Here is a 26,875-nt window from a genome sequence, read left to right as displayed (position 1 = left end):
AGGCAGCCTTTTTACTTACTGACGAAGCGCGGACTTACTTCTTATCCACGATGATCTGATCAAACGTCCCGCCATCGGAGAAATGGGTTTGCTGCGCTTTCTGCCAGCTGCCGAACATCTCTTCCACCGTGAACGTCTTGATCGGTTTGAACTCTGCGACATGCTTCGCGAGCACAGTCTTGTCACGCGGACGCAGATGATGTTGCGCGATGATGTCCTGCGCGGCCGGCGACCACAGATAGTCGAGATAAGCCTGCGCTTCCTTGCGCGTCCCGCGCTTGTCGACCACCTTGTCGACGATCGACACCGGCGGCGCCGCCAGCAAACTCACCGACGGATACACCGCCTCGAAATTGGCCCCGCCCACGCCCGTGTCCATCAGCGCGACTTCGTTTTCGAACGTCACCAGCACGTCGCCGATGCCGCGTTGCGTAAAGGTGGTCGTCGCGCCGCGGCCGCCCGTGTCGAGCACCGGCACGTTCCTGAAGATCTCTTTTTCGAAGTCGAGCGCCTGCGCGTCGGTGCCGCCGTGTTGCTTGCGATAACCCCATGCCGCCAGATACGTGTAGCGTCCGTTACCCGAAGTCTTCGGATTCGCGATTATCACCTGCACGCCAGGCTTGGCGAGATCGTCCCAGTCCTTGATGTGTTTCGGATTGCCCTTGCGCACGAGGAACACCATCGTCGTGGTGTACGGCGCGCTGTCGTCCGGCAGGCGCGCGCGCCAGTTCGCCGGCACCAGTTGACCTTTCTCGGCGAGCAGGTCGATGTCGTTCGGCTGGTTCATCGTCACCACGTCGGCCTGCAGGCCTTGGAGCACCGACAGCGCCTGCGCGCTCGACGCGCCGTGCGACTGGCGGATCGATATGTTCTCGCCACTCTTCTGCTTGTACGCCGCGATGAAGCCGGCGTTGATGTCCTTGTACAACTCGCGCGTCACGTCGTACGAGACGTTGAGCAGCGATGTATCCGCGTGCGCCGTCGACATGCCCGCCAGCGCGAGCGTGATTGCCGTCATGCCGGCTGCCAGCCAGCGCGATGTCCCCGTCTTGCCTGCCATCTCGTCCCCGCCTGTCGATGATGAAAACCAGCGGCCGCACGAACGTGCAGCGTGAAGCGGGATTCTAACGGATCGCTTACTTGGCCAGTGTTCCTTGCGTCCGTCACTCGATGCGCGAACGCCGCAGCCCAATCACTCACACGAACGTGTGCTGTACGGCCTCGAACGACTCCTCGCGAAAGCGCAGCGGCGCCGCGCAATGCACCAGCGTATCGACGAAATACTTGGCGCGCGGCCACGGACCGAAGCCGGCCGCCGTGTTGATATGGCCGGCATCGCCGAGATTGACGAACGCGCTGCCGAAACGCTGCGCGAGATCGCGCGAGCCGGCGAGCGGCATCCACGGATCGGTTTCGCTGCCGATCAGGATCGACGGCACGCCGAGACGCCGCGCGTCGAACGCTCCCGCGAAGGCGAATTTCTGCGGACTCGCGGGCGCGACGAACAGCACGCCGACCACGTCGTTCGCATAGGACGCCTGCTGCAATGCGTACGCGGTCGCGAGGCAGCCGAAGCTATGCGCTGCCAGCACGAACGGCCCGCGCTCGCGCGCCAGCAGATCGCGCAGCGATTTCGACCACAGCGCGAGGTCCGGCGCGTCCCAGTCGGCTTGCTCGACGCGCAACGAGCGCGCGAACTGCCGCTCCAGCCAGGTCTGCCAGTGCGCGCCCTCGCTGCCGTGCAGGCCGGGAACGGTGACAAGCCGCGGCGGCCATGTCGATCTGGTGCATGAAAGCATGTGTGTGCCTCGCTGCGGGAATCCGGGTAGTGATTGTCCCGCTGCTCACCGCAAGGGCGAACCAAGTTTTTGTGCTTTGTTTATCCGACAAATGCGCGGACAAATGCGCGAGCGAACGAGCGGGCAAACGAGCGGCCAAACGCACGAATAAATGCGCAACCCAACGCGCCGCCAACATGGGCCGCGCGGCGCAAAGCCCACCTCCGAACCGCACGGCCGTACGCAAACGCGCGCGAATCGCGTCGAAAAAGTAGAATGAAGCCTATCCATAAAAGGAGGAGGCCTCATGCCGCAAGCGTCGTCCGCAACGCCGCAGCCGTCGCGCCGGTCATGCCGTGGCATCTTCGTCCCCAGACCCGATCTCGAAGGCGCCTTCCGGACCGTATGAAAATCCTCTTCTACATGCCGCATGCCGACGCCGCCGCCTGGCTGCACGATTTCGCTCGCGCCCTGCCGGATGCCGATCTGCGTGAATGGCAGCCGGGCGACACCGCGCCCGCCGACTTCGCGGTCGTGTGGCGGCCGCCGCGCGAGATGCTGGCCGGCCGCGACGATCTGCGCGCGATCTTCAATCTCGGCGCCGGCGTCGACGCTATCCTCGCGCTGGAACACGAGCAGCCCGGCACGTTACCGCGCAACGCGCAGTTGATCCGTCTCGAAGACACCGGCATGGCGCCGCAAATGGCCGAGTATGCAACGCACGCGGTGCTGCGCTATCTGCGCCGTTTCGACGAGTATCAGACGCTGCAGAACGAGCGCCGTTGGGAAGTGCTCGAGCCGCATCCGCGTGACACCTTCACGGTCGGCGTGCTGGGACTCGGCGTGCTCGGCGCGCATGTCGCACGAATGCTCGCGGCGTTCGGCCTGCCGGTGCGCGGCTACAGCCGCAGCGCGCGGCAGATCGACGGCATCACGACATTCGCCGGCGAAGCGCAATTCGACGCGTTTCTCGACGGCGTGAAAGTGCTGGTCAATCTTCTGCCGCATACTCCGGAGACGGGCGGTGTGCTGAACGCGCGCACCTTCGCGAAGCTCGCGCACGGCGCGTACCTGATCAACGTGGCGCGCGGCGCGCATCTGGTCGAACAGGATTTGCTCGACGCCATCGCAAGCGGGCAGATCACCGCCGCCACGCTCGACGTGTTCCGCGAGGAACCGCTGCCACCGGATCATCTGTTCTGGCAGGAGCCGCGCATCACGATCACGCCGCACGTGTCCGCGCTGACGTTGCGCGAAGAAAGCGTGGCCCAGGTCGCGCAGAAGATCAGCGCGCTCGTGCGCGGCGACACGATCAGCGGCGTGGTGAATATCGAACACGGATACTGAATCCATCGAATCCAGTTGAAGGAGCGCCGCCACGCGCGGCGTCGACATAGGAGACACATCATGGCCCTGCCTCAGCAAGTGAAAATCGTCGAAGTCGGTCCGCGTGACGGACTGCAGAACGAAAAGGAATTCGTCGCCACCGCGACCAAAATCGAGTTGATCAACCGTTTGTCGGCGGCGGGCTTCCGTAACGTCGAGGCCGCTTCGTTCGTGTCGCCGAAATGGGTGCCGCAGATGGCCGACGGCGCCGACGTGATGGCCGGCATCGAACGCCGCCCCGGCACGATCTATTCGGTGCTGACGCCGAACCTGCGCGGCTTCGAAGGCGCACTCGCCGCGCGTGCCGACGAGATCGTGATTTTCGGCGCCGCCAGCGAAGCGTTCTCGCAGAAGAACATCAATTGCAGCATCGCGGAAAGCACCGATCGATTCGCGCCGGTCGCGCAGGCGGCGAAGGAGCATGGCTTGCGGATTCGCGGGAGTGTCTCGTGCGCCCTGGGCTGTCCGTATCAGGGCGAAGTGCCGGTGGCGTCGGTGGTGGATGTGGTTCAGCGTTTCGCGGCGCTCGGCTGCGACGAGATCGATATCGCCGATACGATCGGCGTCGGCACGCCGAAGCGCACGCGTGAAGTCTTCGAGGCGGTCACGCAGGTGTTTCCGCGCGAGCGTCTATCCGGCCACTTTCACGACACCTATGGTCAGGCGCTTGCCAACATTTACGCGGCTCTGCAGGAAGGGATCGAAATCTATCATGCCTCGGTGGCGGGCCTCGGCGGCTGTCCGTATGCGAAGGGCGCGACCGGCAACGTCGCGACCGAAGACGTGCTGTATCTGATGAACGGCCTCGGCATCGAGACCGGCATCGACCTCGCGCAAGTCGTGGCAATCGGCGATTTCATCTCGACGTCGATCGGCCGCCCCAATGTTTCGCGCGCGGGCAAAGCACTGCTCGCCAAAGCGCGCAGCGAAGCGGCCAACTGCGTTTGACGCTTGCGCAATGCGGCCGCTCACCACTCACGCAATCAATCAGGACCTGAAACGATGACGGACCAAGCTTCTCTCGAATCCGACGATCTCACCGCGCTGCCCGACTCGGCGCGCCGCGTTGCGCTGCTGCTGCGCGAACGCGGTCACGCGGGCCGGATCGTGATGCTGCCGGAAACCGGCAAGACCTCCGCCGAAGCCGCCGCAGGACTCGGCTGCTCGGTCGCGCAGATCGCCAAGTCGATCCTGTTTCGCCGCCGGGAAGACGACGCGCCGGTTTTGGTGATCGCGAGCGGCGCGAATCGTGTCGACGAAAAGAAAGTGGCAGCGCGAGTCGGCGAGATCGGCCGTGCGGACGCGAAGTTCGTCCGCGAAAAAACCGGCTATGCGATCGGCGGCGTCTGCCCGATCGGTCATGCGACCGAGCCGGTCACGCTGATCGATGCCGATCTGCTCGAACTCGACAGTCTGTGGGCCGCCGCGGGTCATCCGCATGCGGTGTTCAATCTGACGGCGCAGGAATTAATCGCACTCACGAACGCGCCGGTGATCGACGTCGCGCTGCGCGAGACGGCGTGACGCGATGACGATGATGACAGCGGGCCCCGATAACGAAGACCACCACGCCGTGCCGTCGCCTTGCATCAACGTGTGCAGGATGGATGCGTCAACGGGCTGGTGCGAAGGATGTCTGCGCACCATCGATGAAATCGCCAACTGGTCGTTATTCGACGATGACGCGAAGCGCGCGGTCTGGGACGCGATCGAGCTTCGCCACGCGCAATTCGTCGCGAGCCAGCCGAAGGAGCGGCGATGAACGCCGCCCCGCGCATCGTCACGGTTGGCGAAACGTTCAGTTCGACGCTGGCGCTATCGGCGGAGTCGGTGAAATCGTTCGCTGCGCTCGTCAATGATTACAACCCGCTGCATCACGATGAAGCGTATGCCGCGCAAAGCCGCTTCGGCGGCCTGATCGCGTCCGGCACGCAGCCCACCGCGCATTTCATGGCGCTGCTCGCAACGCACTATTCGTCCTACGCGCAACCGCTCGGTCTCGAGTTCGATATCAAGCTGAAGAAAGCCGTCCAGGCGAACGACACGCTCACGATCACATGGCGCGTGAAGCATGCTTACTGGAAGCCGAGTTTGAACGGCGATCTGACGCATCTCGAAGGCTCGGTCGTGAATCAGCGTGGCGAGACCATGCTGGTCGGTTCGTCGACGATTCTCGTGATGCCGAAACCCGAAGCGTCCGCGAACGCAGACGCAAGCGCAAACGTAGCGCCCAACTCGCCATGATCACGCTGCCGGAATCGATTCGGGTTTTCGAACGCGGCTGGCTCTCGTCGAACAACGTGCTGCTGGTGGACGACGCCTGCGCCGCGCTGGTCGATACCGGCTACGCCACGCACGCGCCGCAAACGCTCGCCCTCGTGCGGCAAGCGCTCGGCGCGCGGCCGCTTGATCTGATCGTCAACACGCATCTGCATTCGGATCACTGCGGCGGCAATGCTCTGTTGCAAGCGACGTGGCCATGCCGCACCGTCATTCCGGCTTCGGAAGCCGGCGCCGTGCAGGAGTGGGACGAAACGCGCCTGACGTTTCGCGCCACCGGCCAGACCTGCGAGCGTTTCACCCTCACTGGAACGATCGCGCCCGGCGCGCGCTTGCGCCTCGGCGCGCTCGATTGGGATGTGCTCGGCGCGCCCGGCCACGATCCGCATTCGCTGATGCTCTACTGCGCGGAGGAGCGCATTCTGATCAGCGCGGACGCGCTATGGGAAAACGGCTTCGGCGTGATCTTTCCTGAACTGGAAGGCGAAAGCGGTTTCGCCGAGGAGCAAGCCGTGCTGGAAGCCATTGCGAGGCTCGACGTGCGCCTCGTGATCCCCGGTCATGGCGCACCCTTCACGAGTGTCGAACAGGCGCTTGAACGCGCGTTTTCGCGGGTTGCGTGGCTGCGCGCCGATCCGGCCCGCAACGCAAAGAATGCGCTGAAGGTGCTGATCGTATTCAAGCTGCTCGAAGTCCGTGCAATGGGCTTCGATACCTTGCTGTGCATGCTCGACGACGCCAGCGTGATGCGCGCCGCCGCGTCGATGCTCAAGCCGCGTGGCGAATGGCCCGCGTTGCTGAAGGCGATTGTCGAGGAACTGGCGGCGAGGAATGGGCCGCTGGAAGTGAATGGTGCGCGCATCGTCGCGCGCGCGGCCTGACGTTTTGCCTCTGAGAGAGACAAAGCGGGATATCGTCGCCACAAAAAGAAAGCCGCTCGACCCTTGCAGGCGAGCGGCGGAAATTCTGTCGGACGTGATCAGCGTCAAGACGCATGATACGCGTGCCGGTTTTTTGACCGCATCGGTGATTTCCCTACAGAAGTTTGACGCCCGCTTTCAAAGCCGCCTACAACGCGTCACGTTACGAGGCGCCGTGGTTGCGTATCTTTCGGATCATTTAGTCCGCGGTATGAATATATTTGCGCATCCAGTTACTCTGGAATCCGTATCATTGTGATTCGTCGCAAGCGCGCAACGCCGGTCAGGTCGACGACAGGCGCTTTTGCGGCACGATCCGCCAGCCGAGATTGACCCCGGCTGCCGCCACCAGAATCAGCACCGCTCCCAGCACCTGAATCCACGCGAGCGTTTGCCCGAACGCGATCCGGTCGACGATGATCGCCACCACCGGATAGATGAACGAGAGCGCGCCCGTCATCGAAGTCGGCAGCTTCTGGATCGCACCGTACAACAGCACGTACATGAGGCCGGTATTGACGACGCCGAGCACGACCAGTTCGAGCCACTGCACGCCGGTTGTGGGCAACGCATCGAAGCGCACGAACGGCGCGAGCATCAGCACGCCGAGCGATACCTGGATCAGCGCGATCAGATGGGGCGGCGTGCCCTTGAGCCGCTTCGTGATGATCGACGACACCGCATACATTGCGGCCGCGCCGACCGCGTATGCGACGCCGACCAGATATTGCCCCGGCACCGCGAGCACCGCCGGTTCGACCTTCACGACAAACACGAGGCCGATGAACGCGACCACCAGCCACGCGACCGTCGACGCACTGACGCGCTCGCGAAACACCAGCGCGCCGAGCGCCACCAGCATGAACGGCTGCGTGTTGTAGACGGCCGTCGCCATCGAGATGGACGCGCGCGAATACGCGGCGAACAGCAATACCCAGTTGATCACGATCGCCGCGCCGCCGAGCAACGCGAGGCCGAGCATCTTCCACGAGAAGAGCTTGCGCTGAAATAGCCCGAGTAAGGCGCACACGAGCGCGAGCGTCGCGCCGCCGAAAATGCAGCGGAAGAACACCACATTGAACGGGCTTTGCTGCGACGACACCACCAGCCAGCCGATGGTGCCGGACATCAGCATCGCCATGGTCATTTCCGCGGCCCCGCGGCGGATTTCATTTGACGCCATGATTCGATCCTCGAATTGATTCCTGCATGACGAGCAGTGTAATTAATCCGATCGCCCGAATACATGGCTAAACTTAAGCGATCACGCGATCCGACCTAACAATCGAAGGCCCTCATGACCAAACGCCTTACTCTTCCAACGCCCGCCCCGCTCGACGGCACCGACCGGGCGCTCCTCGCCGCGCTCGCGGAAGACGCCCGTCAGCCGGTCAGCGAACTGGCGCGTCAAGTCGGGCTGTCGGCGCCGAGCACGGCGGAACGCGTGCGCAGGCTCGAAGCGCAAGGCGTGATCGAGCGCTTCACGGTGCAGATCGATCCGCGCGCGCTCGGCTACACGCTGCAGGCTATCGTGCGCGTGAAGCCGCTACCCGGTCAGTTGCATCTGGTGGAAGAGGTGATCCGGCGGATTCCGGAGTTCGTCGAATGCGACAAGGTGACGGGCGACGATTGCTTCATCTGCCGCCTGTATCTCCATTCCATCGAGCAGCTCGACGAGATTCTGTCCAAGGTCACCGAGCGCGCCGAGACCAGCACCGCGATCGTCAAGTCGACGCCGGTCGCGCGCCGCCTGCCGCCGCTCGGTTGAGCGACACGCGAACGCGGCTTCGCGTAGGAGCGAAATGAAACGAACGCGACGTTACTGTGCGACCGGTTCGAAAAAAGAAAGCATTTCGGCGACCAGTTCGTCCGACGCTTCTTCAGGTATGTAGTGGCCGCAAGACAGCGCGCGGCCGCTTACGTCGCGCGCCACATGACGCCATTCCGCCAGTGCGTCGAAGCACTTCTCGATCACGCCTTTGTCGCCCCACAGCACGCGCAGCGGGCAGCCGATCTTGAGACCGCGCTCGATGTCGGCGCGATCGTGTTCCAGATCGATGCTCGCCGATGCGCGGTAGTCCTCGCACATCGCGTGAATCGCATCCGGTTGCGCGAGGGCCGCGCGATAGGCGTCGAGCGCGGCGGGCTCGAACGGCGCGAGACCCGCGTGACGGCTGCCCATCACCGCGTCGACATACGCCGCCGGATTTCCACCTATCAGCGTTTCAGGCAGCGGCGCCGGCTGGATCAGGAAGAACCAGTGGAAGTAATGCGTCGCAAAGGCGCGGTCGGTGGCTTCATACATGGCGAGCGTCGGCGCGATGTCGAGCAGCATCAGACGCTCGACGGCGTCCGCATGATCGAGCGCCATGCGATGCGCGACGCGCGCGCCGCGATCGTGCGCGCACACGAGAAAACGGTCGAAGCCGAAATGGCGCATCACGGCGACCTGATCGGCCGCCATCACGCGCTTGGAATACGGCGTGTGCGCGGCGTCGCTTGGCGGTTTGCCCGACGCGCCGTACCCGCGCAGATCGGTGGCGATCACCGTGAAATGCCCCGCCAGCTGCGCGGCGCACTTCCGCCAGATCAGATGCGACTGCGGATGACCGTGCAGCAGCAGAAGAGGCGGCCCCGCCCCGCCCTTCACTCCAAAAATATCGACGTCGCCCACGGCGACGCGAAAGGGCGTGAAATTCTCGAAAGCCATGGCGTCTCGCTCGTGATTTTGGAGTCCCTGCATTGTAGAAGCCCGATGTGTCCGCGCGAGGTGGGTTAGCCCACGCAAGCATAGAACCTGAACACTCCTTCCAACTGTTCTAAACGCCCCAATCGAACGCGCTCGCTGCGCTTCGCCTATAATCGAACGACCGTTCTTAAAATCTTCGGATGGCTGTGGCGTGTAGGAAAGCGCCGCAAGCCATGTGCCGCTAAACTCAGTCATCGCCGGGCGCGCAACGACGCACCGGCCCGCTCAAATCAGGAGACACGCACTATGGCATTGCCCGCCGTCCTGCAAAAACTTGCGCTGCCCGTCGTCGCTTCGCCGATGTTCATCGTCAGCTATCCCGAGCTCGTGCTGGCTCAATGTAAGGCCGGGATCGTCGGCTCGTTTCCCGCGCTGAATGCCCGTCCGGCTGAGCTGCTCGACGAGTGGCTCACGCAGATTCAGGCGCAGCTCGCCGAGCACAAGGCCGCCAATCCCGATGCGCTGATCGGGCCGATCGCCGTCAACCAGATCGTCCATCAATCGAATACGCGGCTCGAACACGACGTGCGCGTATGCGTCGAACACAAGGTGCCGATTTTCATCACGAGCCTGCGGGCGCCGGCGCGGGAGATCGTCGATGCGGTGCATAGCTATGGCGGCATCGTGCTGCACGACGTGATCAATCTACGCCATGCACAGAAAGCGCTGGAAGCGGGCGTCGACGGTCTGATCCTGGTCGCGTCCGGCGCGGGTGGCCATGCGGGAACGACCTCGCCGTTCGCGCTGGTCGGCGAAGTGCGGCGCATCTTCGACGGGCCGATCGTGCTGTCGGGCTCGATCGCCAATGGCGGCTCGATTCTCGCCGCGCAGGCCATGGGCGCGGACCTCGCCTACATGGGCACGCGCTTCATCGCGACCACGGAAGCTCACGCAGTCGACAGCTACAAGCAGGCAATCGTCAATTCCACGGCGTCGGACATCATCTACACGAACCTGTTTACCGGCGTGCACGGCAACTACATCCGCGAAAGCATCCTGAACGCGGGCTTGGACCCGGACGCGCTGCCGGAATCGGACAAGAGCGCGATGAACTTCGGCAGCGACAAGGCGAAGGCGTGGAAAGACATCTGGGGTGCGGGTCAGGGCGTCGGGCTAATGGACGACGTGCCGAGCGTGGGCGAGCTGGTGCAGCGTTTGACGAAGGAATATAACGACGCAAAGGCGCGGCTGGGGATTGCGCGCTGAGGTGGTACGCCCGGGCGTGACTCGGCCGGGGTTGCGTGTTTGCCTAAGCGTCTGATTCGGGGCGCTGGATCTGAGGCGCCTGATCCGACAGTTTTGCACTGCGGCCCGGCTTCACGCCCAGCCGCAGCGATCGCCGCGCAGCCTGACTCACATATTGCGGCGGTACTGCCCGCCCACTTCAAACAACGCGTGCGTGATCTGCCCGAGCGAGCAGACACGCACGACGTCCATCAGCACCGCGAACACGTTCTCATCGTCGATCACCGCGCGTTTCAGGCGTTCGAGCGCGGCGGGTGACGCGTCGCGATGCTGCGCCTGGAAAGCGCGCAGACGTTGCAACTGGCTCTGCTTTTCGTCGTCGGTGGAACGGGCTAGCGCGATCGGCGGCGGCGCCTCATGCGGATGCGCGCTCAAAAACGTATTCACGCCGACGATCGGATACGAGCCGTCATGCTTGCGGTGCTCGTACAACATCGACTCGTCCTGGATGCGTCCGCGCTGATAGCCGGTTTCCATCGCGCCGAGTACACCGCCGCGCTCGGTCAGCCGGTCGAATTCGGCGAGCACCGCCTCTTCCACCAGGTCGGTCAGTTCCTCGATCACGAAGCTGCCCTGACTCGGATTCTGATTCTTCGCGAGCCCCCATTCACGATTGATGATCAACTGGATCGCCACCGCGCGGCGCACCGAATCCTCGGTGGGCGTGGTGATCGCTTCGTCGAACGCATTCGTGTGCAGCGAGTTGCAGTTGTCGTAGATCGCGATCAGCGCCTGCAACGTGGTGCGGATGTCGTTGAAGTCGATCTCCTGCGCATGCAGGCTGCGGCCCGACGTCTGCACGTGATACTTGAGTTTCTGACTGCGTTCGTTCGCGCCGTAGCGCTCACGCATGGCAACGGCCCAGATACGGCGCGCGACGCGGCCCAGCACGGTGTACTCCGGGTCCATGCCGTTCGAAAAGAAGAACGACAGATTCGGCGCGAAGTCGTCGATCGACATGCCGCGGGCGAGATAGGCCTCGACATAGGTGAAGCCATTCGCGAGCGTGTACGCGAGTTGCGAGATCGGGTTCGCGCCGGCTTCGGCGATGTGATAGCCGGAGATCGACACCGAATAGAAATTGCGCACGCCGTGGTCGACGAAGTAGGCCTGAATATCGCCCATCACTTTCAGGCTGAATTCCGTCGAGAAGATGCAGGTGTTCTGGCCTTGGTCTTCCTTCAGGATATCGGCCTGCACGGTGCCGCGCACGTTTTCCAGCGCTGCGCGGCGCGTGGCGGCAAGTTCCTGGTCAGTGAGCGCGCGGCCTTGTTGTTGCGTCATGCGCGCGACTTGCTGATCGATCGCCACGTTGAAAAACATCGCGAGGATGGTCGGCGCGGGGCCGTTGATCGTCATCGAGACCGAGGTTTCCGGCGCGCAGAGATCGAAGCCGTCGTAGAGCGTTTTCATGTCGTCGAGCGTCGCCACCGAGACGCCCGAATTGCCCACCTTGCCGTAGATGTCGGGCCGCTCGTCGGGTTCTTCGCCGTAGAGTGTGACCGAATCGAAGGCAGTCGAAAGTCGTTTGGCCGGCATGCCCTCGGAGAGCAGCTTGAAGCGCCGATTGGTGCGTTGCGGATCGCCTTCGCCGGCGAACATCCGCGTCGGGTCTTCATTTTCGCGGCGGAATGGGAACACGCCCGCCGTGAAAGGAAAATAGCCGGGCAGATTGTCGAGCATCAGCCAGCGCAGAATTTCGCCGTGGTCGACGAACTTCGGCAGGGAGACTTTGCGGACTTCAGATCCGGAGAGCGTCGTGACAGTGAGCGCGGTGCGGATCTCGCGGTCGCGGATGCGGACGATGTGTTCGGCACCTGAATAGGCGGCCACGGTTTGCGGCCAGCTGTTGAGCAGCGTGCGTTCGCGTTCGCCGAGGGAGGCGGTGCGTTGGGCGATGAGGGCGTCGAGTTGCTGGAGCGGCGAAGGCGCGCCGGCGTCTGCGACGCTCGCTATGGATTGTTCGGTTGAGTCGGCGCGTGGGTTGGCGTTCGAGTTGGCGTTCGAGTTGGCGTTCGGGTTGGCGTTCGGGTTGGCGTTCGGGTTGGCGTTCGGGTTGGCGTTCGGGTTGGCGTTCGGGTTGGCGTTCGGGTTGGCGTTCGGGTTGGCGTTCGGGTTGGCGTTCGGGTTGGCGTTCGGGTTGCTGCTTGGGCTGGTGCTCGGGTCGGCGCTCGGGTCCGCGCTCCGGTCGGCGCTCACCCTCGCCCGCGATTGCGCAGCAGCCCCAGCGGCCCTCGCTGCCTCCGCGAGCATCCTTCGCGCCTCTGCAAGTTGCCAGCGTTCCCGCGCCACCCGCGCTTGCGCGTCGGCTCGCTCGCGATAAGCGTGGACCGTCTGCGCGATATCCGCCAGATAGCGCACCCGGGCCGGCGGCACAATTGCGTTGCGGCCGCTCGAAAAGCGCAGGCCTTCCGGCGCGGCCAGACGGCCGCCGCCTGCGCGCAAGCCGTGTTTGCGCAGCGCCTCGGCCACGTGCACATACAGCGCGGTCACGCCGTCGTCGTTAAAGCGCGAGGCGATCGTGCCGAACACCGGCATCGCTTCCGGCGCCTTCGCGAAGTCGCCGCGATTGCGCTGCACCTGTTTGGCGACATCGCGCAACGCGTCCGGCGCGCCCTTCCGATCGAACTTGTTGATCGCGACGAAGCCGGCGAAGTCGAGCATGTCGATCTTCTCCAACTGGCTGGCCGCGCCGAACTCCGGCGTCATGACATACAGCGATTCGTCGACGAACGGCACGATCGCGGCGTTGCCCTGCCCGATGCCGGATGTTTCAACGACGATCAGATCGAAGCCCGCCGCTTTGCATATCATCAGCACGTCGGGCAACGAGTCGGAGACTTCGCTCGATGCTTCGCGCGTCGCCATCGAACGCATGTAGACGCGCGCGCCGCCGCCCCAGTCGCCGATCGCGTTCATGCGGATGCGGTCACCCAGCAACGCGCCGCCGGACTTGCGGCGCGACGGATCGATGGCGAGCACGGCGATGGTGAGGGCGTCGCCGTAGTCGAGGCGAAAGCGCCGGATCAGTTCGTCGGTGAGCGAGGATTTGCCGGCGCCGCCGGTGCCGGTGATGCCGAGGACGGGGATTGCGGTTGCCTTGACCTTGGCTTGAGCGGACAGTTTTTCGCGCGCGGATGCGTCGACGCCGCCCGCTTCGAACTCGCTGATGATTCGCGCGAGGCGCCGGAAGGTGAGAGATGTTGGGTCGGCCGTGTCGGCCATATGATCCGCGTTCGCCGCGTTGCCCACCTGACTCGGCTGACTGAACAGATTCCGCGCGGCATTCACGTCCTCGTCGCCGCCAGCATCGCCGCGCGAATCAAATCGCGGCAACCCACGCTTCGAAAGCTCGTTCACCCACTCGCCAACCGGATTCCGACCGGCCGCCACAGCCGCACGCGCGCCTTCGGCGCAGCGCGCGATCATATCGTCGATCATGCCTTGCAGCCCGAGCCGCTGCCCATCCTGCGGCGAATAGATCTTCTCGACGCCGTAACGCTCGAGCTCCGCGATTTCCTCAGGGACGATCACGCCGCCGCCGCCGCCGAACACCTTGATGCGCTCGCCGCCGCGCGCTCGCAGCAGATCGACCAGATAGCCGAAGTATTCGTTGTGGCCACCCTGGTAGCTGGACACGGCGACGCCGTCGGCGTCCTCTTGCAACGCGGCAGCGGCGACTTCATCGACGGAGCGGTTGTGGCCGAGGTGAATCACCTCTATTCCGCTCGCCTGCAGAATGCGCCGCATGATGTTGATCGACGCATCGTGGCCATCGAACAAGGCAGCCGCCGTGACAAAGCGCAAGCGCCGGCCCGCGGGCAGCTTGTGGCTGCCGGCGCGCTGCGGCGTGGACAGATCGGTCATGTCTCCCCCAAGATCGTTACGCGTATGGGTGCTGGCAACCAGTATAGCGAAACGGGTCACGCTGCCTCGGTGGCCAGGGCAGACTAGCGCACCGCCAACGCTTTGATCTGTTCGAGCGACGGCCACAGCGATTCGTTCGCGAACCGTTCGGCGAGAAAGTCGACAAACGATCGTACCTTGGCCGACAGATGCCGGCGGCTCGCGTAGACCACGTGAATAGGCAGCTCGCGCGGCGGCACGTCGTCCACCAGCAACGGCACGAGGCGCCCTGCGGCCAGATCGTCGCCGATCACTTCGGTGCCGAGCATCGCGATGCCCGCGCCTTGCAGCACGATCACGCGCTGCGCTTCCAGATGATTGACGATCAGATTGCCCGTCAGACGCACGCGCGGCGAGGCGTCGCCGGTGGCGGGCGCGATTTCGAGCGCCGAGACGCCCGCGTATTGCAGATAGTTGTGGCGCGCCAGATCGGCGACGGTCTTCGGCGTGCCGTGGCGCTTCAAATACGCCGGCGACGCGCACAGCACGAGATGCGCGGTCGCGATTTGCCGCGCGATCAATGAAGAAGACTTCAGCCCGCTCGGCGACGCGCGGATCGCGACATCGAAACCCTCGTCGATCAGTTCGACCACGCGGTCCGACAAGGTCATATCGACGGTGACCTGCGGATACTGCGCGGCGTAGTCGGCCACTGCGGCCATCACGTGACTCAAACCGAATGCCGACAGCGACGACACCCGCAAGCGCCCCTGCGGCACGACGCTCGCCGCGCCGACCACCTGCTCGGCCTCCTCGAGTTCGGTGAGCACCTGGCTCAGCCGCTCGTAGTACTCGCGGCCCGCCTCGGTCGGCGCGACCCTCCTCGTGGTGCGGTTGAGCAGCCGCGCGCCGAGTTGCTGTTCGAGGTGCATCACATGCTTGCTCGCCATGGCCGCCGACATCTCCATGCGTTCAGCCGCGCCCACAAAACTGCCGACTTCGACCACGTGGCGGAACACTTTCATGCTGACGAGGGTATCCATCTCAATCACTCGCTTTGGGAATCAATCGGCACTATTTTGCCGGGTTTATCAAAGACTGGTCGGCAAAACGGCTTCCCAAGCGAAGGAATAGCGCCGCGCAGATACAAAAAACCCGCCTTCCGAAGGAGACGGGTTTGGAGATCAAACTGATGCGTCCGTCGCGCGAAGCCCGCAAGCAGGCGTCGCGCAAGTGCCACCGGGACGCTTAGAACTTCGCGCGCAGGCCGACCCCGTAGGTGTTGCCGCTCGACACGCTGGAAATGTGGTCGTACATGTAGGCGGCGTAGACGTCCGTACGCTTGGACAGCGGATAGTCGTAGCCGAGCGCTGCCGTCTGACGGGTCTGATCGAAGCCGCCGCCGTCGCGCGAGTAGGCGTACGACGCCATCACCGAGCCCGGGCCGAACGGCACCGTCGCGCCGCCTTGCGCCGTGTTCACGTGCCAGCTCGTGACCTGCTGGTCGTTGTACGTGTACATGTACTGGCCAAAGAACTTCACGAACTTCAGGTCATACGACAGGCCGACTTGCGCAACGCTCTGGCTTTTCAGGCCGGGCACGCCCGAGGTGCCAAAGCTGCCGAGGTCGCTCGGCACGTTGTTGAAGTTCACGTACTGGTACACCGCCGTGGCCGCGAACGGGCCGTGGAAGTACAGAACCTGGCCGCTCCATTTCTTCGCGCCGTTCTCGGTCGTGTTGCCGAGCGCGTACATGGCCGTCGCGCTCAAACCGCTGAAGTTCGGCGACGAGTACGACACCGCGTTGCTCCAGCCCGAATCGCCGGTCACGCCCTGATCCGTCGAGTAGGTCGGGAACGTGCCGAGGCCCAGGTACGTGTGCCAGACCATGGGCGAGAACTGGTACGAATCCACGAACGGGTTGAACAGAATCGTCGACACGAACAATGGCGTCGTCAGACGGCCGGCCGTGACCGTGCCGTAGGGCGACTCGATACCGACGTACGCGTTACGCGAGAACATCGTATCGCCGGTGAAGCGGCCGTACTGGCCGTTTTGCGCCAGGAAGAAACCTTCCAACGCGAAGATCGCCTTGTAGCCGTTGCCCAGATCCTCCGCCCCTTTCAAGCCCCAATACGAAGTCGACATGCCGCCGCCCGCGACCTGCACCGCGGTCTTGCCGCCCGGGAATTTCTGCGCGCCGACCCATTCGTCGACCTGACCGTAAAGCTGCACGCTCGATTGCGCAAAAGCAGACGATGCACTGGCCAGCAGAGCGGCACACGCGGTTGCCTTGAGGGTGGTCTTCAGCGCACTGCTGATGCTTGTTTTCATGGGTTCTCCTGTCTTTGTCAAAAAGGGTGTGGCTGTGCGAAAGGGGGAGCTCGCGCGAATCATTGTTGTTGTCCGTTCGATCATCGAGCCAATCTGGGCGGGACCATCTTTGCGGACCATTTTTATGAACAAAAATATCGTTGGTTATTGCCGGTATATCGGTCTGATTAGTTTTGTCGCTTATCGGCCTGATAAAGCCATGGCCGATAGCGCGCCCGCGGTGCCGCCGCAAGTTTTGGCGCACCGCGCAAACCGTTGCTCACCTTGCAGCGGACGGATTGATAACGCCTCAGATGACATGCGGATGACGCACCGCCGCAGAAACGACCAAATTTGACGATGGGAGAGGGTGTGCTGCCGAGTATTTTCAAAAAAGTGTGGCGTCGAAACGTCACATCGACGGCGCGCGTCAGGAGTGAAGGCAACGCCGAAGGCTGCTAACAACCAGATTGACAGGCAGGCGAAGCGGTGCGGTGCGACGAAGCGATATGAATTTGGGAGCACGAAATGGGCAGAGACGCCTCGCTCGCCGTTCGCGATGAGGCATGAGTAGGGCGTGCGGAATCAGCTACCCACGGGAGCATTCGGACAATATTGACGCGGCAGGAAGACAGAAAGAGATGTGTGCGAGCGCAGCCGGAACGGCAAACACTGGTTGCTCACGCAACAAACCCGACGCACAGCGCGCGCAGCGCGAACGCCTAGTTCCGGTAAGGCGAGCCTTCCGATTGGCGCGGGTCGTCGGACTGGCGCTGCATGGCGCGCTGCGAACCGCGTTCTTCGTTGTAGCGGGCGATGTCGGCGCGAATCGAACCGGAGCGAACCGGCGCATTGGCCGGCGGCCGCGGCACCGTGCGCGACTCGGCACTGACTGGCGTGATGGCGCCGGCGTACTGCATGCTGCCGCGGCTGTCGCCGGCATATCCGGCCGGGCCGGCGACCCGGTGCACGCCAGGTTTGTAGACGTCGAAGCCGTCGGCGTAAGTTCCGCCCGCGAAGTTCGCTGCGCCACGCGGCAGACGTGCGTTGCGGTCGGCGACTGCAGTGCGCGCCGGGGCTGCCGGGACAGCGCCGTAGTAGCGGCCCCCGTTGCGCATCTCGCCACCCACGGCGTGATTCGCTTCGGCATGCGAATGGCCGCCGCCACCGCCGCCGTGCGGCACGCCCGACGCTTTCGCATAGGCGAACGAGCACAGCGCGGCGATAACCGCGCCCAACACCCAGTGCCTCGTTCTCGACAACCCGTCCACCCAGTGACTCTCATGCCCGAAGACTTGCCTGAAACCCATCGTTCGAGCTGCGATGGACTTGTTTTGGGATTGGCACGGGCGCTGCGACAAGTTCGCGGCGCGGGTACAACCCGACGGCCTTTGAACCGTAATTTATGGGCACCGGCAAAGGGTGTCGAGCCAAAAAGTGTTAGGCCTCGGACGCGGATGTAACACCTTGTTACTGCGACCTTTTTCCGCCACGGAGGCCTTGCGGGAAAACCGTGAAACCGCTTGGGTTCAATGACTTGGCGCGGCCCGCTCACGCGCTTTTGCGTATGACGAATCGTGTGGGATTTTCACCTCTATTGCTAAAAGCGCATAGACCAAACAGATCACGTCGCCAATACTGAAAACGTGAATCAAGGCGCTGCCCGAAAATTTTCCGGAGTGCGCCTTTTGATGCGCAACCCTCATTAATCAATTCGGCAAATGAATTTGCATATTTAATCGAAAATCAACAACAATAGCGGTTTCCCATAGGCTGGGACGGCGGCCTCACGCGCTTGCCCCGCGCGCTATTCCGCGTCACCGAATCGAGATTCCGACATGGCTCGCCCGAAACTGCTTCCCGACAACTTCACCCTGTGCCTCGTCGGCACCGTGATCCTTGCCAGCTTGCTGCCGGTTCACGCGCAGGCCGCCGTCGGGTTCAACTGGGTGACCAACGTGGCAGTCGGCCTGCTGTTTTTCCTGCACGGCGCCAAGCTCTCACGCGAAGCGATTATTGCGGGCGCGACGCATTGGCGCCTGCATCTTGTAGTGCTGCTCAGTACGTTCGCGCTCTTTCCGCTGCTCGGCCTCGCGCTTAAACCGCTCCTTTCGCCACTTGTCACGCCGGCGCTCTATGCGGGGGTCCTCTTCCTCTGCACGCTGCCGTCTACGGTTCAGTCGTCGATCGCGTTCACGTCCATTGCCAAAGGCAACGTGCCGGCTGCCGTATGCAGCGCGTCGGCCTCGAGCCTGCTCGGCATTTTCATCACACCCGCGCTCGTCAGCCTCGTCGTCACCAATCAGGCGGCCGGCGGCGGCGCTTCGCCGTGGCATACGGTAGGCAACATCGTGCTGCAGCTGTTGGTGCCGTTTGTGGCCGGGCAGTTGCTGCGCCCGTTGATCGGCAAATGGATCGAGCGCAATCGCGGCGTGCTCAAGTTTGTCGACCAGGGGTCGATCCTGCTGGTGGTATACGGCGCGTTCAGCGAGGCCGTCAACGAAGGCCTGTGGCATCAGATTCCGCTCTCGGCCCTCGGCGGCCTGCTGCTGCTGTGCGTCGTGCTGCTCGCACTGGCTCTCGCCGTGACGATATTCGTCAGCAAGCGGCTCGGCTTTAGCCGTGCGGACCAGATCACCATTATCTTCTGCGGGTCGAAGAAGAGTCTCGCCGCCGGCGTGCCGATGGCCAAGGTGATCTTCGCCTCGCATGCGGTGGGCGCCGTCGTTTTGCCGCTGATGCTGTTCCACCAGATCCAGTTGATGGTGTGCGCCGCGCTCGCGCAGCGCTGGGGCGCCCGCGACATGAGCGGCGAGACCCACGCCGCTTCGCGCGAGCGGGCCGCCGCCGCCGTGGCCCGCCGGTGAATACGCGCGCAATGCAAACAGGACATTCATAAGCGCCCTCCCTGAGCGTCATTTGAAGAAAGCCGCCTCGCGCGGCTTTTTTGTTATTTCACGCGCAAACGGCGTCGCTGTCGCCTCGGCCGGATGGCATAGGCCGATTCCTGGCAATGCCAAGCCGGACGGAAGCGTCCTTCAGAATGACTCCACGAATATCAACCGCACCAACCCGGTGCAACGGTTCATTAAAACTTCACTTAACTCCAGGCAAGTCCGGCCGATAAGCCCAAGGTCGAACGCTACGCCTACCCGCCATGCAACCTCGCTCGCCCTCCCGACCCGCCGCGCCGCGCGTCGAGGACTTGATCGCCCGGCGTGAGCTGTCCGCCGTGTTCCAGCCGATCATCGATTTCGAAGACGGCGCGATCCTCGGCTATGAAGGTCTGATCCGCGGCCCGGCCGGCACGCCGCTCGAAGCGCCGTTCGCGCTGTTTGCGCAAGCGCTCGCCGAGGGCTGCACGATCGAGCTCGAACGCGCCGCCGCGCGCACCTGCATCGAAGCGTTCGCGCAGCTCGACTTCGACGGAAAGCTGTTTCTGAATTTCAGCGCGGGCGCGATGCGTCAGCTGGCCGAGGCGCGCGATGATACGCTCGCGCTGCTGCGTCATCGCGGCGTCGATCCGCAACGGATCGTGGTCGAACTGACCGAGCAGAGCACGATTCTGGATGTGGGCAGTTTCCTGCCGGTGATCACGACGCTGCGCACAACCGGCGCGCAGTTCGCGCTCGACGACTACGGCACCGCGAACGCCAGCATGAATTTGTGGGTGCGGCTGCAGCCGGACGTCGTGAAGATCGACCGCTTCTTCATTCACGACATATCCTGCGACCCGCTCAAGTTCGAAGCCGTGCGCGCGATGCAGCACTTCGCCAGCGCGAGCGGCGCGCGGCTCGTCGCGGAGGGCATTGAAAACGAAGCGGATCTGATCGTGGTGCGCGACATGGGAATCGGCTGCGGGCAAGGCTTTTTCTTCGGCCGCCCGCACGCGCAGCCGGCCCGCCGCGTGACCGACGACGCCCGCGACGCGCTGCGCGCCGGTCACATCGCTGTGTTCCCCGAGACCACGCGCACGGTGAGCAGCGCGTCGCCTTCGGGCGGCATGGCGTCGGAAAAAATGCTGGTGCACGCGCCGGCATTGCCGCGCCAGGCGACCAACAACGACGTGCTCGAACTGTTCAATCGCATGCCCGACCTGCACGCGGTCGCGGTGGTCGAACACGACGAGCCGGTCGCGCTGATCAACCGCCGCAGCTTCATGGACCGCTACGCGCTGCCGTATCACCGCGAGCTGTTCGGCAAGCGCCCTTGCCTGCTGTTCGCCAATGCGTCGCCGATGATTATCGAGAAATCGATGACCGTCGAGCAGATGGCCAAGCTCCTCGCAAGCGACGATCAGCGCTATCTCGCCGATGGCTTCGTCATCACCGACAACGGCAAATACGTCGGCCTCGGCACCGGCGAGAAGCTGGTGCGCGCGGTCACGGAGGTGCGCATTGAAGCCGCGCGCTACGCGAACCCGCTGACCTTCCTGCCCGGCAACATCCCTATCAGTTCGCACATTGCCCGCCTGCTCGACAACCACGCTGGCTTCTACGCATGCTACGTCGACTTGAACCACTTCAAGCCGTTCAACGATCAGTACGGCTACTGGCAAGGTGACGAAGTCCTGAAATTCGCCGCCGTCGTACTCGCCGATGCGTGCGATCCCACCCGCGACTTTCTCGGCCACGTAGGCGGCGACGACTTTCTGATCCTGTTCCAGAGCGACGACTGGCGTGAGCGCGTGCTGCGCGCGATTCACGTGTTCAACGAGGGCGCGCAACGCTTCTACGCACCGACCGATCGCCTCGCCGGTGGCATTCACGGTGAAGACCGACGCGGCAACCCGACCTTCTTCGGTTTCGTGACGATGGCGATCGGCTGTGTGCGCGTCGAACCCGCCGACGGCCCGTCGCTTTACAGCAGCGAGGAAATCGCATCCGTAGCGGCGCTGGCCAAGCGGCGCGCGAAACACGAGACGAGCGGCTTCGTGCTGATCGATGCCGACGAAAGCGTGGCCTTGTTGCGCGGACAGGCCGAAGCCGCTCATGTTTCACTCGGGTGAACGAGCGGCGTTGAGACTACATCGGGCTTCGTTTAGCTAATTTTACTAAACAGCATATTCCGGGCCAACTCCATTGCCTACGGGTATTTCCCGGTGTCGCGCGGGTGTTTTTCGGGCGGTTTCGGAGCGGTTTTACTATACAATCGCCCGAACTCAAACACCGTGCGGCCGCCCTCGCGCGTCCGCCTGATTCGATGGCCACAACCATCCGCGACGTCGCCCGCGCGGCCAGCGTGTCGATCGGCACCGTCTCACGCGCATTGAAGAACCAGCCGGGCCTTTCCGAGGCCACCCGCGAGCGCGTCGTCGAAGCGGCGCGCAAGCTCGGCTATGACGCTGCCCAGTTGCGCCCGCGCATCCGCCGTCTCACGTTTTTGCTGCACCGTCAGCACAATAATTTCGCCGTCAGTCCGTTCTTCTCGCACGTGCTGCACGGCGTGGAAGACGCCTGCCGCGAGCGCGGTATCGTGCCGTCCGTGCTGACCGCCGGCCCCACCGAAGACGTGATCCAGCAGATGCGCCTGCATGCGCCGGACGCGGTGGCGATCGCCGGTTTCGTCGAGCCCGAAACGCTGACCACGCTGGTGGCCATGCAGCGCCCGCTCGTGCTGATCGACCTGTGGGCGCCCGGCATGCGCTCGGTGAATCTCGACAACGCAGCGGGCGCCATGCTCGCCATGCGGCATCTGTTCGAGCAGCGGCGCAAGCGTGTCGCGTTCATCGGCGGCTCGCTCGCGCACTTCAGCATCGCGCAGCGCGCGCTCGGCTACCGGCGCGCGTTCTTCGAAGCGGGCTTGCTATTCGACCCGTCACTGGAAATAACAATCGACGCCGGCCTCGACCCCGACAGCGGCGCCGCGCGCGCCATGCATCAGTTACTCGACGCGCCGGGCCCGCGCCCTGACGCCGTGTTTGCCTACAACGACGCCGCCGCGCTCGCCGCGCTGCGCGCGTGCCTCGCGCGCGGACTGCGCGTGCCCGAGGACATTGCCATCATCGGTTTCGACGACATTCCCGCCGCCGCCCATGCCACGCCGCCGCTGTCGACTCTCTCGGTCGACAAGGAAGCGCTCGGCCGGCGCGGCGTCGAGCTGCTGCTCGAAGACGCACCCGCCGAACTGGAAGTCCGTTTGCCCGTCCATCTCATTGCCCGTGCCAGTACTTTGGTGAAAACGCCATGACGCAATCCGATCCGCTTCACCCCGCTAACGGCGCCGCTGCGGCGCCGCCCGAGAGCTTCCGCTCGCGCGACTTTCTGCTCTCGCATGTGCAGGACACGCTGCGTTTCTACGCGCCGAACGTGTTCGACCCGAGCGGCGGCTTTTTCCATTTCTTCCGCGACGACGGTTCGGTCTACGACAAAACCACGCGGCATCTGGTGAGCAGTTGCCGCTACGTCTTCAACTACGCGATGGCGTATCGCCAGTTCGGCGACCCGCAGCATCTCGAATACGCGCGCCACGGTTTGCGGTTCCTGCGCGAAGCGCATTGGGACGCGCAGCACGAAGGCTACGACTGGGAACTCGAATGGCACGACGGCAAGAAGCGCACGCTCGACGCGACGCGTCACTGCTACGGCCTGGCCTTCGTGCTGCTCGCCTATTCGCATGCGGCGATGGCCGGCATCGAAGAAGCCAGGCCGATGATCGGCGCAACCTTCGAACTGATGGAACACCGTTTCTGGGACGCCGCCGCGGGCCTCTACGCCGACGAAGCGTCGCCCGACTGGCGGGTCAGTTCGTACCGTGGCCAGAACGCGAACATGCACACCACCGAGGCGCTGCTCGCCGCGCACGAAGCAACCCGGCATCTCGTCTATCTGGATCGCGCGGAGCGGGTGGCGTCGAATATCACGCTGCGCCAGGCGAAGCTCTCGCAAGGTTTGGTGTGGGAGCACTTTCACGCGGACTGGTCGGTCGACTGGCACTACAACGAGGAAGACAGTTCGAACATCTTCCGTCCATGGGGCTTTCAGCCGGGGCACCAGACGGAATGGGCGAAGCTGCTGCTGATTCTCGAGCGCTTCCGTCCGCTGCCGTGGTTGCTGCCGCGCGCCATCGAGCTATTCGACGCCGCTATGACGCACGCGTGGGACGAAGACCACGGCGGCCTCTACTACGGCTTCGGCCCCGACGGCACCGTGTGCGACCACGACAAGTATTTCTGGGTCCAGGCAGAGACCTTCGCGACGGCCGCGCTACTCGGCAAGCGCACCGGCAACGAACGCTTCTGGGACTGGTACGACGAGATCTGGCGCTATAGCTGGGCGCATTTCGTCGATCACAAGTATGGCGCGTGGTACCGCATCCTCACGTGCGACAACCGCAAGTACAGCGACGAAAAGAGTCCGGCCGGCAAGACCGACTATCACACCATGGGCGCCTGCTACGAAGTACTGGCCCACGCGCTGCCTGACGGGGCGGCCGCTGCGCCCGAATCCGCGGAGCAAACAAAATGAGCAATCCCAGCGCGAACCACGAATTCCCCTTCTTCGTCTCAGCCGGCGACATCCTCACCGATCTCGTGCGCACCGGCACGTCGCAATGGCTCTCGCGTCCTGGCGGCGCCGGCTGGAACGTGGCGCGCTGCGTGGCGCGGCTCGGCCTGCCGACCGCGTGCGCGGGATCGTTAGGTGTCGACAACTTCTCCGATGAGTTGTGGAATGCAAGCGTCGCGGCCGGGCTCGACATGCGCTTCATGCAGCGCGTGGAGCGGCCGCCCTTGCTGGCGATCGTCCATCAGACGCATCCGCCCGCGTACTTCTTCATGGGCGAGAACAGCGCCGATCTGGCGTTCGATCCGGCACAACTGCCGGCGGGCTGGATGGGTCAGGTGAAATGGGCGCACTTCGGCTGCATCAGCCTCGTGCGGCAGCCGATCGGCAACACGCTCGCGACGCTGGCGGCCGAGTTGCGTTCGCAGGGCGTGAAGATCAGTTTCGATCCGAACTACCGCAATCTGATGGAGCACGGCTACGAGCCCACGTTACGGAAAATGGCCGCGCTCGCCGATCTGATCAAGGTGTCGGACGAAGACTTGCGCCTGATCTTCAAGACCGACGACGAAGCCGGCGCACTCGCGCAGTTGCGCGCCATGAATCCGACCGCCACCGTGCTGGTGACGCGCGGACCGGAGACCGCCGTGCTGATAGACGGCGCGATGGTGACCGAGGCACGGCCGCCGCGCGTCGAGGTGGTCGATACGGTCGGCGCGGGCGATGCGTCGATCGGCGGCTTGCTGTTCAGCCTGATGACCGCGCCGCAGCGGGCATGGCCGGAGCATCTGGCGTTCGCGCTGGCCGCCGGCGCGGCCGCTTGCCGCCATGCCGGCGCCCACGCGCCGTCGCTCGATGAGGTGGTCGCGCTGCTGTAATTCTGTTGCCTTGTGCGGCGCGCATTCTCACCGGCATGGAGCGCCGCCGGGGCGGAGAACGGAAGCTCCATCATCGTGCTAGGATGAAAAAACCGAAACCTTTGGAAGACGGAGAGACGCCATGGACGACATCACCTACACCAAAGGCATTTACACGGCCACTGCCTCCACAAGAGAAGTAGAAAAAGACACCTGGCAGGGCGTGGTCACCCTTTCGCGCGACGAAGGCGACGCAACCGCCGATCAGGAAACCACGCTGTACGAAGTCGAAGCCACTTCGTCGACGCCGGAAGAAGCCCTTGAGGAAGCCAAAGCGCTTGCTCACCGCATCCTCGGAGAAATCGAACTTTAGGCAGCAACCGGCGCCGCGTCTTTCGCGTTCTCGTTTGTCATCGCTCGGCGCCACCCTGAACCAAACGGCCGGAGGCGGTCATGGCTGAACAGCTCTTCCTCTACGGCGTGTATTCCATTCACGTCCGCCCGCTCGAACTCAATGGTGCCCGCTGGGACGCGGAATACGAAATCCGCCATCGCGAGAAAGCCGTCAAACCGTGGACAACGGTAGGCGGCGACAATGGCTACGGCGACGAGACCGAAGCGGTCGCGGCCGCTCATCAGCAAGCCGTCGACGATATCGAACACGGCGCAGGCATACCCAAGCCGCGAGCCTTTCCGTAAGTTCGAAGCGTGCGCACGCCGCGGTTCGCGTGCGTGACTGCGTGACTGCTGCGTGCTTGCTTCAATGCGCGGTGCGAGCGCATCGAAGCCGGTCGATACGCCGGGCCGAAACACCGCGCAGGCACGGCGAACTCACGGCAGCGACGCACCGTCGCGCCCCGCGCGCCACGCCGAAAATCACCTTTCGCGGACAAGGCGGCGTGCTACGCTTTGGCCGTTTTCATCTCCACGAGTTTGCGATGGCGACCGAACCGTCAGACCGTCCTTCCGGCTTCGGCGACGCTGAAGCTCGTGCATCGACGCGCCGCCCAACAGGCAGCCGCGAATTCCGTCTGGACGATCGCGTGGTCATCGATCACGGCATGCCGACGCCGCTCTGGCAGGATCTCTATCACCGCGCGCTCGTGGTTCGCTGGCCGGTTTTTTTCGTATCACTCGGCGTCTTGTTCCTGCTGCTCAACACCACGTTCGCCGCGCTCTACATGCTGGGCAACGCGCCCATCGCCAATCAGTTTCCCGCCGGTTTTGGCGGCGCGTTTTTCTTCAGCGTCGAGACGCTCGCCACGGTCGGATATGGCGACATGCATCCGCAAACCGTCTACGCGCACTGGATCGCCACGCTGGAAATTTTTGTCGGCATGTCCGGCATCGCGTTGGCAACGGGGCTCATCTTCGCGCGCTTCTCGCGCCCGCACGCCAAGATCATCTTTGCCCGTTACGCGGTGATCCGACCGCTCGACGGACGCATGACGCTCATGGTGCGCTCGGCCAACGCGCGTCAGAACGTGATCGCCGAGGCACGCGCGCGGCTGCGCATTCTGCGCACGGAAACCACGGTCGAAGGTTATACGTTGCGCAAGCTCTATGACCTGACGCTGGTTCGCGATCAACACCCGGTATTCAAACTGGGCTGGACGGTGATGCACATTGTCGATGAAAGCAGTCCGCTATTCGGCGAGACCGCGGAAACGCTCAATAAACGCGGCACGTTGCTGCTGCTCACACTCGAAGGCATCGACGAGTCGACCTCGCAAACCATGCAGGCGCGCCACACGTGGTCGTGCGACGAGATCTACTGGCAGCACCGTTTCGTCGACATCATGACCGAGAAAGACGGCGTGAGCCATATCGACTACGCGCATTTCAATGAGATCGTGCCGCTCGACGATGCGCCCGTTGCGAGCGCTACAACGCTGCGGACCTTGCCATAATCAGGTTCGGACCGCACCAGGGCTTACCCGACTCCGCCCGTTGTGCGGCAGATCCATCTCAAAACTTCATTAAAACGCGCGGGTCTTCG

General features: G+C 63.8%; 25 protein-coding genes. 17 read left to right on the top strand and 8 right to left on the bottom strand.

Annotated features, from left to right (window positions below):
• Nucleotides 1–34 precede the first annotated feature (34 nt).
• On the bottom strand, nucleotides 35–1,060 hold the full coding sequence (locus B0G81_RS26735; protein ID WP_134139276.1) for a sulfate ABC transporter substrate-binding protein: 1,026 nt from the start codon (nucleotides 1,058–1,060) through the stop codon (nucleotides 35–37).
• A gap of 136 nt (nucleotides 1,061–1,196) precedes the next feature.
• On the bottom strand, nucleotides 1,197–1,799 hold the full coding sequence (locus tag B0G81_RS26730; RefSeq protein ID WP_134139271.1) for an alpha/beta hydrolase: 603 nt from the start codon (nucleotides 1,797–1,799) through the stop codon (nucleotides 1,197–1,199).
• A 384-nt stretch (nucleotides 1,800–2,183) separates the two neighbouring features.
• On the opposite strand from B0G81_RS26730, the gene B0G81_RS26725 reads away from it, so the two are divergent.
• From B0G81_RS26725 to B0G81_RS26700, 6 genes are read left to right on the top strand one after another with little or no spacing between them, the layout of a single operon-like run.
• Nucleotides 2,184–3,125: a glyoxylate/hydroxypyruvate reductase A gene (locus B0G81_RS26725; RefSeq protein WP_134139269.1), complete on the top strand. Its 942-nt coding sequence runs from the start codon at nucleotides 2,184–2,186 to the stop codon at nucleotides 3,123–3,125.
• Between the two features lie 60 nt (nucleotides 3,126–3,185).
• Complete coding sequence (locus B0G81_RS26720) at nucleotides 3,186–4,112, top strand: hydroxymethylglutaryl-CoA lyase (RefSeq protein WP_134139264.1); 927 nt, start codon at nucleotides 3,186–3,188, stop codon at nucleotides 4,110–4,112.
• A gap of 54 nt (nucleotides 4,113–4,166) precedes the next feature.
• Nucleotides 4,167–4,688, top strand: coding sequence for a YbaK/EbsC family protein (locus B0G81_RS26715; RefSeq protein ID WP_116143200.1), 522 nt, complete (start codon nucleotides 4,167–4,169; stop codon nucleotides 4,686–4,688).
• 13 nt (nucleotides 4,689–4,701) lie between these two features.
• A complete protein-coding gene (locus B0G81_RS26710; RefSeq protein ID WP_134143216.1) occupies nucleotides 4,702–4,926 on the top strand; it encodes a DUF1289 domain-containing protein in 225 nt (74 codons plus the stop codon).
• Nucleotides 4,923–5,408 (top strand): MaoC family dehydratase, encoded by a 486-nt coding sequence (locus B0G81_RS26705; RefSeq protein WP_134139259.1) that lies wholly within the window; start codon nucleotides 4,923–4,925, stop codon nucleotides 5,406–5,408. The genes B0G81_RS26710 and B0G81_RS26705 overlap by 4 nt, the downstream gene beginning before the upstream one ends.
• Nucleotides 5,405–6,325 carry an MBL fold metallo-hydrolase gene (locus B0G81_RS26700; RefSeq protein WP_134139257.1) on the top strand — a complete coding sequence of 307 codons (921 nt, stop codon included), beginning with the start codon at nucleotides 5,405–5,407 and terminating at the stop codon, nucleotides 6,323–6,325. The genes B0G81_RS26705 and B0G81_RS26700 overlap by 4 nt, the downstream gene beginning before the upstream one ends.
• A gap of 322 nt (nucleotides 6,326–6,647) precedes the next feature.
• On the opposite strand, the gene B0G81_RS26695 is transcribed toward B0G81_RS26700, so the two are convergent.
• Nucleotides 6,648–7,547 (bottom strand): DMT family transporter, encoded by a 900-nt coding sequence (locus tag B0G81_RS26695; RefSeq protein ID WP_116118737.1) that lies wholly within the window; start codon nucleotides 7,545–7,547, stop codon nucleotides 6,648–6,650.
• A 114-nt stretch (nucleotides 7,548–7,661) separates the two neighbouring features.
• Here B0G81_RS26695 and B0G81_RS26690 point away from each other — a divergent pair, with 114 nt between their 5' ends.
• Complete coding sequence (locus B0G81_RS26690; protein WP_134139254.1) at nucleotides 7,662–8,132, top strand: Lrp/AsnC family transcriptional regulator; 471 nt, start codon at nucleotides 7,662–7,664, stop codon at nucleotides 8,130–8,132.
• A gap of 51 nt (nucleotides 8,133–8,183) precedes the next feature.
• On the opposite strand, the gene B0G81_RS26685 is transcribed toward B0G81_RS26690, so the two are convergent.
• Nucleotides 8,184–9,074 (bottom strand): alpha/beta hydrolase, encoded by an 891-nt coding sequence (locus tag B0G81_RS26685; protein ID WP_134139252.1) that lies wholly within the window; start codon nucleotides 9,072–9,074, stop codon nucleotides 8,184–8,186.
• 285 nt (nucleotides 9,075–9,359) lie between these two features.
• On the opposite strand from B0G81_RS26685, the gene B0G81_RS26680 reads away from it, so the two are divergent.
• Nucleotides 9,360–10,319, top strand: a complete 960-nt coding sequence (locus B0G81_RS26680) for a nitronate monooxygenase family protein (protein WP_121306793.1) — start codon at nucleotides 9,360–9,362, stop codon at nucleotides 10,317–10,319.
• 147 nt (nucleotides 10,320–10,466) lie between these two features.
• Here the strand turns inward: B0G81_RS26680 and B0G81_RS26675 are convergent, their stop codons facing one another.
• The 3 genes from B0G81_RS26675 to B0G81_RS26665 form a co-directional block, all read right to left on the bottom strand.
• Nucleotides 10,467–14,225, bottom strand: coding sequence for a methylmalonyl-CoA mutase family protein (locus B0G81_RS26675; RefSeq protein ID WP_134143215.1), 3,759 nt, complete (start codon nucleotides 14,223–14,225; stop codon nucleotides 10,467–10,469).
• A gap of 83 nt (nucleotides 14,226–14,308) precedes the next feature.
• Complete coding sequence (locus tag B0G81_RS26670) at nucleotides 14,309–15,247, bottom strand: LysR family transcriptional regulator (protein WP_116143216.1); 939 nt, start codon at nucleotides 15,245–15,247, stop codon at nucleotides 14,309–14,311.
• Nucleotides 15,248–15,452: 205 nt separating this feature from the next.
• Nucleotides 15,453–16,538, bottom strand: a complete 1,086-nt coding sequence (locus B0G81_RS26665) for a porin (RefSeq protein ID WP_106283861.1) — start codon at nucleotides 16,536–16,538, stop codon at nucleotides 15,453–15,455.
• 124 nt (nucleotides 16,539–16,662) lie between these two features.
• Here B0G81_RS26665 and B0G81_RS26660 point away from each other — a divergent pair, with 124 nt between their 5' ends.
• Nucleotides 16,663–16,875, top strand: a complete 213-nt coding sequence (locus B0G81_RS26660; RefSeq protein ID WP_134139250.1) for a hypothetical protein — start codon at nucleotides 16,663–16,665, stop codon at nucleotides 16,873–16,875.
• A gap of 364 nt (nucleotides 16,876–17,239) precedes the next feature.
• Here the strand turns inward: B0G81_RS26660 and B0G81_RS26655 are convergent, their stop codons facing one another.
• Nucleotides 17,240–17,758 carry a hypothetical protein gene (locus tag B0G81_RS26655; RefSeq protein ID WP_243856591.1) on the bottom strand — a complete coding sequence of 173 codons (519 nt, stop codon included), beginning with the start codon at nucleotides 17,756–17,758 and terminating at the stop codon, nucleotides 17,240–17,242.
• A gap of 597 nt (nucleotides 17,759–18,355) precedes the next feature.
• On the opposite strand from B0G81_RS26655, the gene B0G81_RS26650 reads away from it, so the two are divergent.
• The 8 genes from B0G81_RS26650 to B0G81_RS26615 all read left to right on the top strand — a co-directional run bounded on the left by B0G81_RS26650 (nucleotide 18,356) and on the right by B0G81_RS26615 (nucleotide 26,786).
• Nucleotides 18,356–19,384 (top strand): bile acid:sodium symporter family protein, encoded by a 1,029-nt coding sequence (locus B0G81_RS26650; protein ID WP_134139246.1) that lies wholly within the window; start codon nucleotides 18,356–18,358, stop codon nucleotides 19,382–19,384.
• 290 nt (nucleotides 19,385–19,674) lie between these two features.
• Nucleotides 19,675–21,525, top strand: coding sequence for a phosphodiesterase (locus tag B0G81_RS26645; protein WP_134139243.1), 1,851 nt, complete (start codon nucleotides 19,675–19,677; stop codon nucleotides 21,523–21,525).
• Between the two features lie 194 nt (nucleotides 21,526–21,719).
• Entirely contained in the window at nucleotides 21,720–22,706 is a 987-nt protein-coding gene (locus B0G81_RS26640; RefSeq protein WP_134139241.1) for a LacI family DNA-binding transcriptional regulator, read from the top strand.
• Complete coding sequence (locus B0G81_RS26635; protein WP_134139238.1) at nucleotides 22,703–23,983, top strand: AGE family epimerase/isomerase; 1,281 nt, start codon at nucleotides 22,703–22,705, stop codon at nucleotides 23,981–23,983. Before B0G81_RS26640 ends, B0G81_RS26635 begins: the two co-directional genes overlap by 4 nt.
• Nucleotides 23,980–24,897 (top strand): carbohydrate kinase, encoded by a 918-nt coding sequence (locus B0G81_RS26630; protein ID WP_134139233.1) that lies wholly within the window; start codon nucleotides 23,980–23,982, stop codon nucleotides 24,895–24,897. Before B0G81_RS26635 ends, B0G81_RS26630 begins: the two co-directional genes overlap by 4 nt.
• A gap of 121 nt (nucleotides 24,898–25,018) precedes the next feature.
• Complete coding sequence (locus B0G81_RS26625; RefSeq protein ID WP_012431490.1) at nucleotides 25,019–25,249, top strand: hypothetical protein; 231 nt, start codon at nucleotides 25,019–25,021, stop codon at nucleotides 25,247–25,249.
• A gap of 80 nt (nucleotides 25,250–25,329) precedes the next feature.
• Nucleotides 25,330–25,575, top strand: coding sequence for a hypothetical protein (locus tag B0G81_RS26620; RefSeq protein ID WP_106283867.1), 246 nt, complete (start codon nucleotides 25,330–25,332; stop codon nucleotides 25,573–25,575).
• 239 nt (nucleotides 25,576–25,814) lie between these two features.
• Nucleotides 25,815–26,786, top strand: a complete 972-nt coding sequence (locus B0G81_RS26615) for an ion channel (protein WP_134139228.1) — start codon at nucleotides 25,815–25,817, stop codon at nucleotides 26,784–26,786.
• The last annotated feature ends 89 nt before the right edge of the window (nucleotides 26,787–26,875 follow it).

Origin of the sequence: Paraburkholderia sp. BL6665CI2N2 (assembly GCF_004366535.1) — a bacterium.
GTDB lineage: Bacteria > Pseudomonadota > Gammaproteobacteria > Burkholderiales > Burkholderiaceae > Paraburkholderia.
The sequence above is the reverse complement of the archived record's forward strand: the minus strand, read 5'-3'. Positions and strand labels throughout refer to the sequence as shown.

Coding starts and splice junctions, on each gene's coding strand:
- B0G81_RS26735 (WP_134139276.1), bottom strand. CDS start 1,060: ATGGCAGGCAAGACGGGGACATCGCGCTGGCTGGCAGCCGGCATGACG.
- B0G81_RS26730 (WP_134139271.1), bottom strand. CDS start 1,799: ATGCTTTCATGCACCAGATCGACATGGCCGCCGCGGCTTGTCACCGTT.
- B0G81_RS26725 (WP_134139269.1), top strand. CDS start 2,184: ATGAAAATCCTCTTCTACATGCCGCATGCCGACGCCGCCGCCTGGCTG.
- B0G81_RS26720 (WP_134139264.1), top strand. CDS start 3,186: ATGGCCCTGCCTCAGCAAGTGAAAATCGTCGAAGTCGGTCCGCGTGAC.
- B0G81_RS26715 (WP_116143200.1), top strand. CDS start 4,167: ATGACGGACCAAGCTTCTCTCGAATCCGACGATCTCACCGCGCTGCCC.
- B0G81_RS26710 (WP_134143216.1), top strand. CDS start 4,702: ATGACAGCGGGCCCCGATAACGAAGACCACCACGCCGTGCCGTCGCCT.
- B0G81_RS26705 (WP_134139259.1), top strand. CDS start 4,923: ATGAACGCCGCCCCGCGCATCGTCACGGTTGGCGAAACGTTCAGTTCG.
- B0G81_RS26700 (WP_134139257.1), top strand. CDS start 5,405: ATGATCACGCTGCCGGAATCGATTCGGGTTTTCGAACGCGGCTGGCTC.
- B0G81_RS26695 (WP_116118737.1), bottom strand. CDS start 7,547: ATGGCGTCAAATGAAATCCGCCGCGGGGCCGCGGAAATGACCATGGCG.
- B0G81_RS26690 (WP_134139254.1), top strand. CDS start 7,662: ATGACCAAACGCCTTACTCTTCCAACGCCCGCCCCGCTCGACGGCACC.
- B0G81_RS26685 (WP_134139252.1), bottom strand. CDS start 9,074: ATGGCTTTCGAGAATTTCACGCCCTTTCGCGTCGCCGTGGGCGACGTC.
- B0G81_RS26680 (WP_121306793.1), top strand. CDS start 9,360: ATGGCATTGCCCGCCGTCCTGCAAAAACTTGCGCTGCCCGTCGTCGCT.
- B0G81_RS26675 (WP_134143215.1), bottom strand. CDS start 14,225: ATGACCGATCTGTCCACGCCGCAGCGCGCCGGCAGCCACAAGCTGCCC.
- B0G81_RS26670 (WP_116143216.1), bottom strand. CDS start 15,247: ATGGATACCCTCGTCAGCATGAAAGTGTTCCGCCACGTGGTCGAAGTC.
- B0G81_RS26665 (WP_106283861.1), bottom strand. CDS start 16,538: ATGAAAACAAGCATCAGCAGTGCGCTGAAGACCACCCTCAAGGCAACC.
- B0G81_RS26660 (WP_134139250.1), top strand. CDS start 16,663: ATGAACAAAAATATCGTTGGTTATTGCCGGTATATCGGTCTGATTAGT.
- B0G81_RS26650 (WP_134139246.1), top strand. CDS start 18,356: ATGGCTCGCCCGAAACTGCTTCCCGACAACTTCACCCTGTGCCTCGTC.
- B0G81_RS26645 (WP_134139243.1), top strand. CDS start 19,675: ATGCAACCTCGCTCGCCCTCCCGACCCGCCGCGCCGCGCGTCGAGGAC.
- B0G81_RS26640 (WP_134139241.1), top strand. CDS start 21,720: ATGGCCACAACCATCCGCGACGTCGCCCGCGCGGCCAGCGTGTCGATC.
- B0G81_RS26635 (WP_134139238.1), top strand. CDS start 22,703: ATGACGCAATCCGATCCGCTTCACCCCGCTAACGGCGCCGCTGCGGCG.
- B0G81_RS26630 (WP_134139233.1), top strand. CDS start 23,980: ATGAGCAATCCCAGCGCGAACCACGAATTCCCCTTCTTCGTCTCAGCC.
- B0G81_RS26625 (WP_012431490.1), top strand. CDS start 25,019: ATGGACGACATCACCTACACCAAAGGCATTTACACGGCCACTGCCTCC.
- B0G81_RS26620 (WP_106283867.1), top strand. CDS start 25,330: ATGGCTGAACAGCTCTTCCTCTACGGCGTGTATTCCATTCACGTCCGC.
- B0G81_RS26615 (WP_134139228.1), top strand. CDS start 25,815: ATGGCGACCGAACCGTCAGACCGTCCTTCCGGCTTCGGCGACGCTGAA.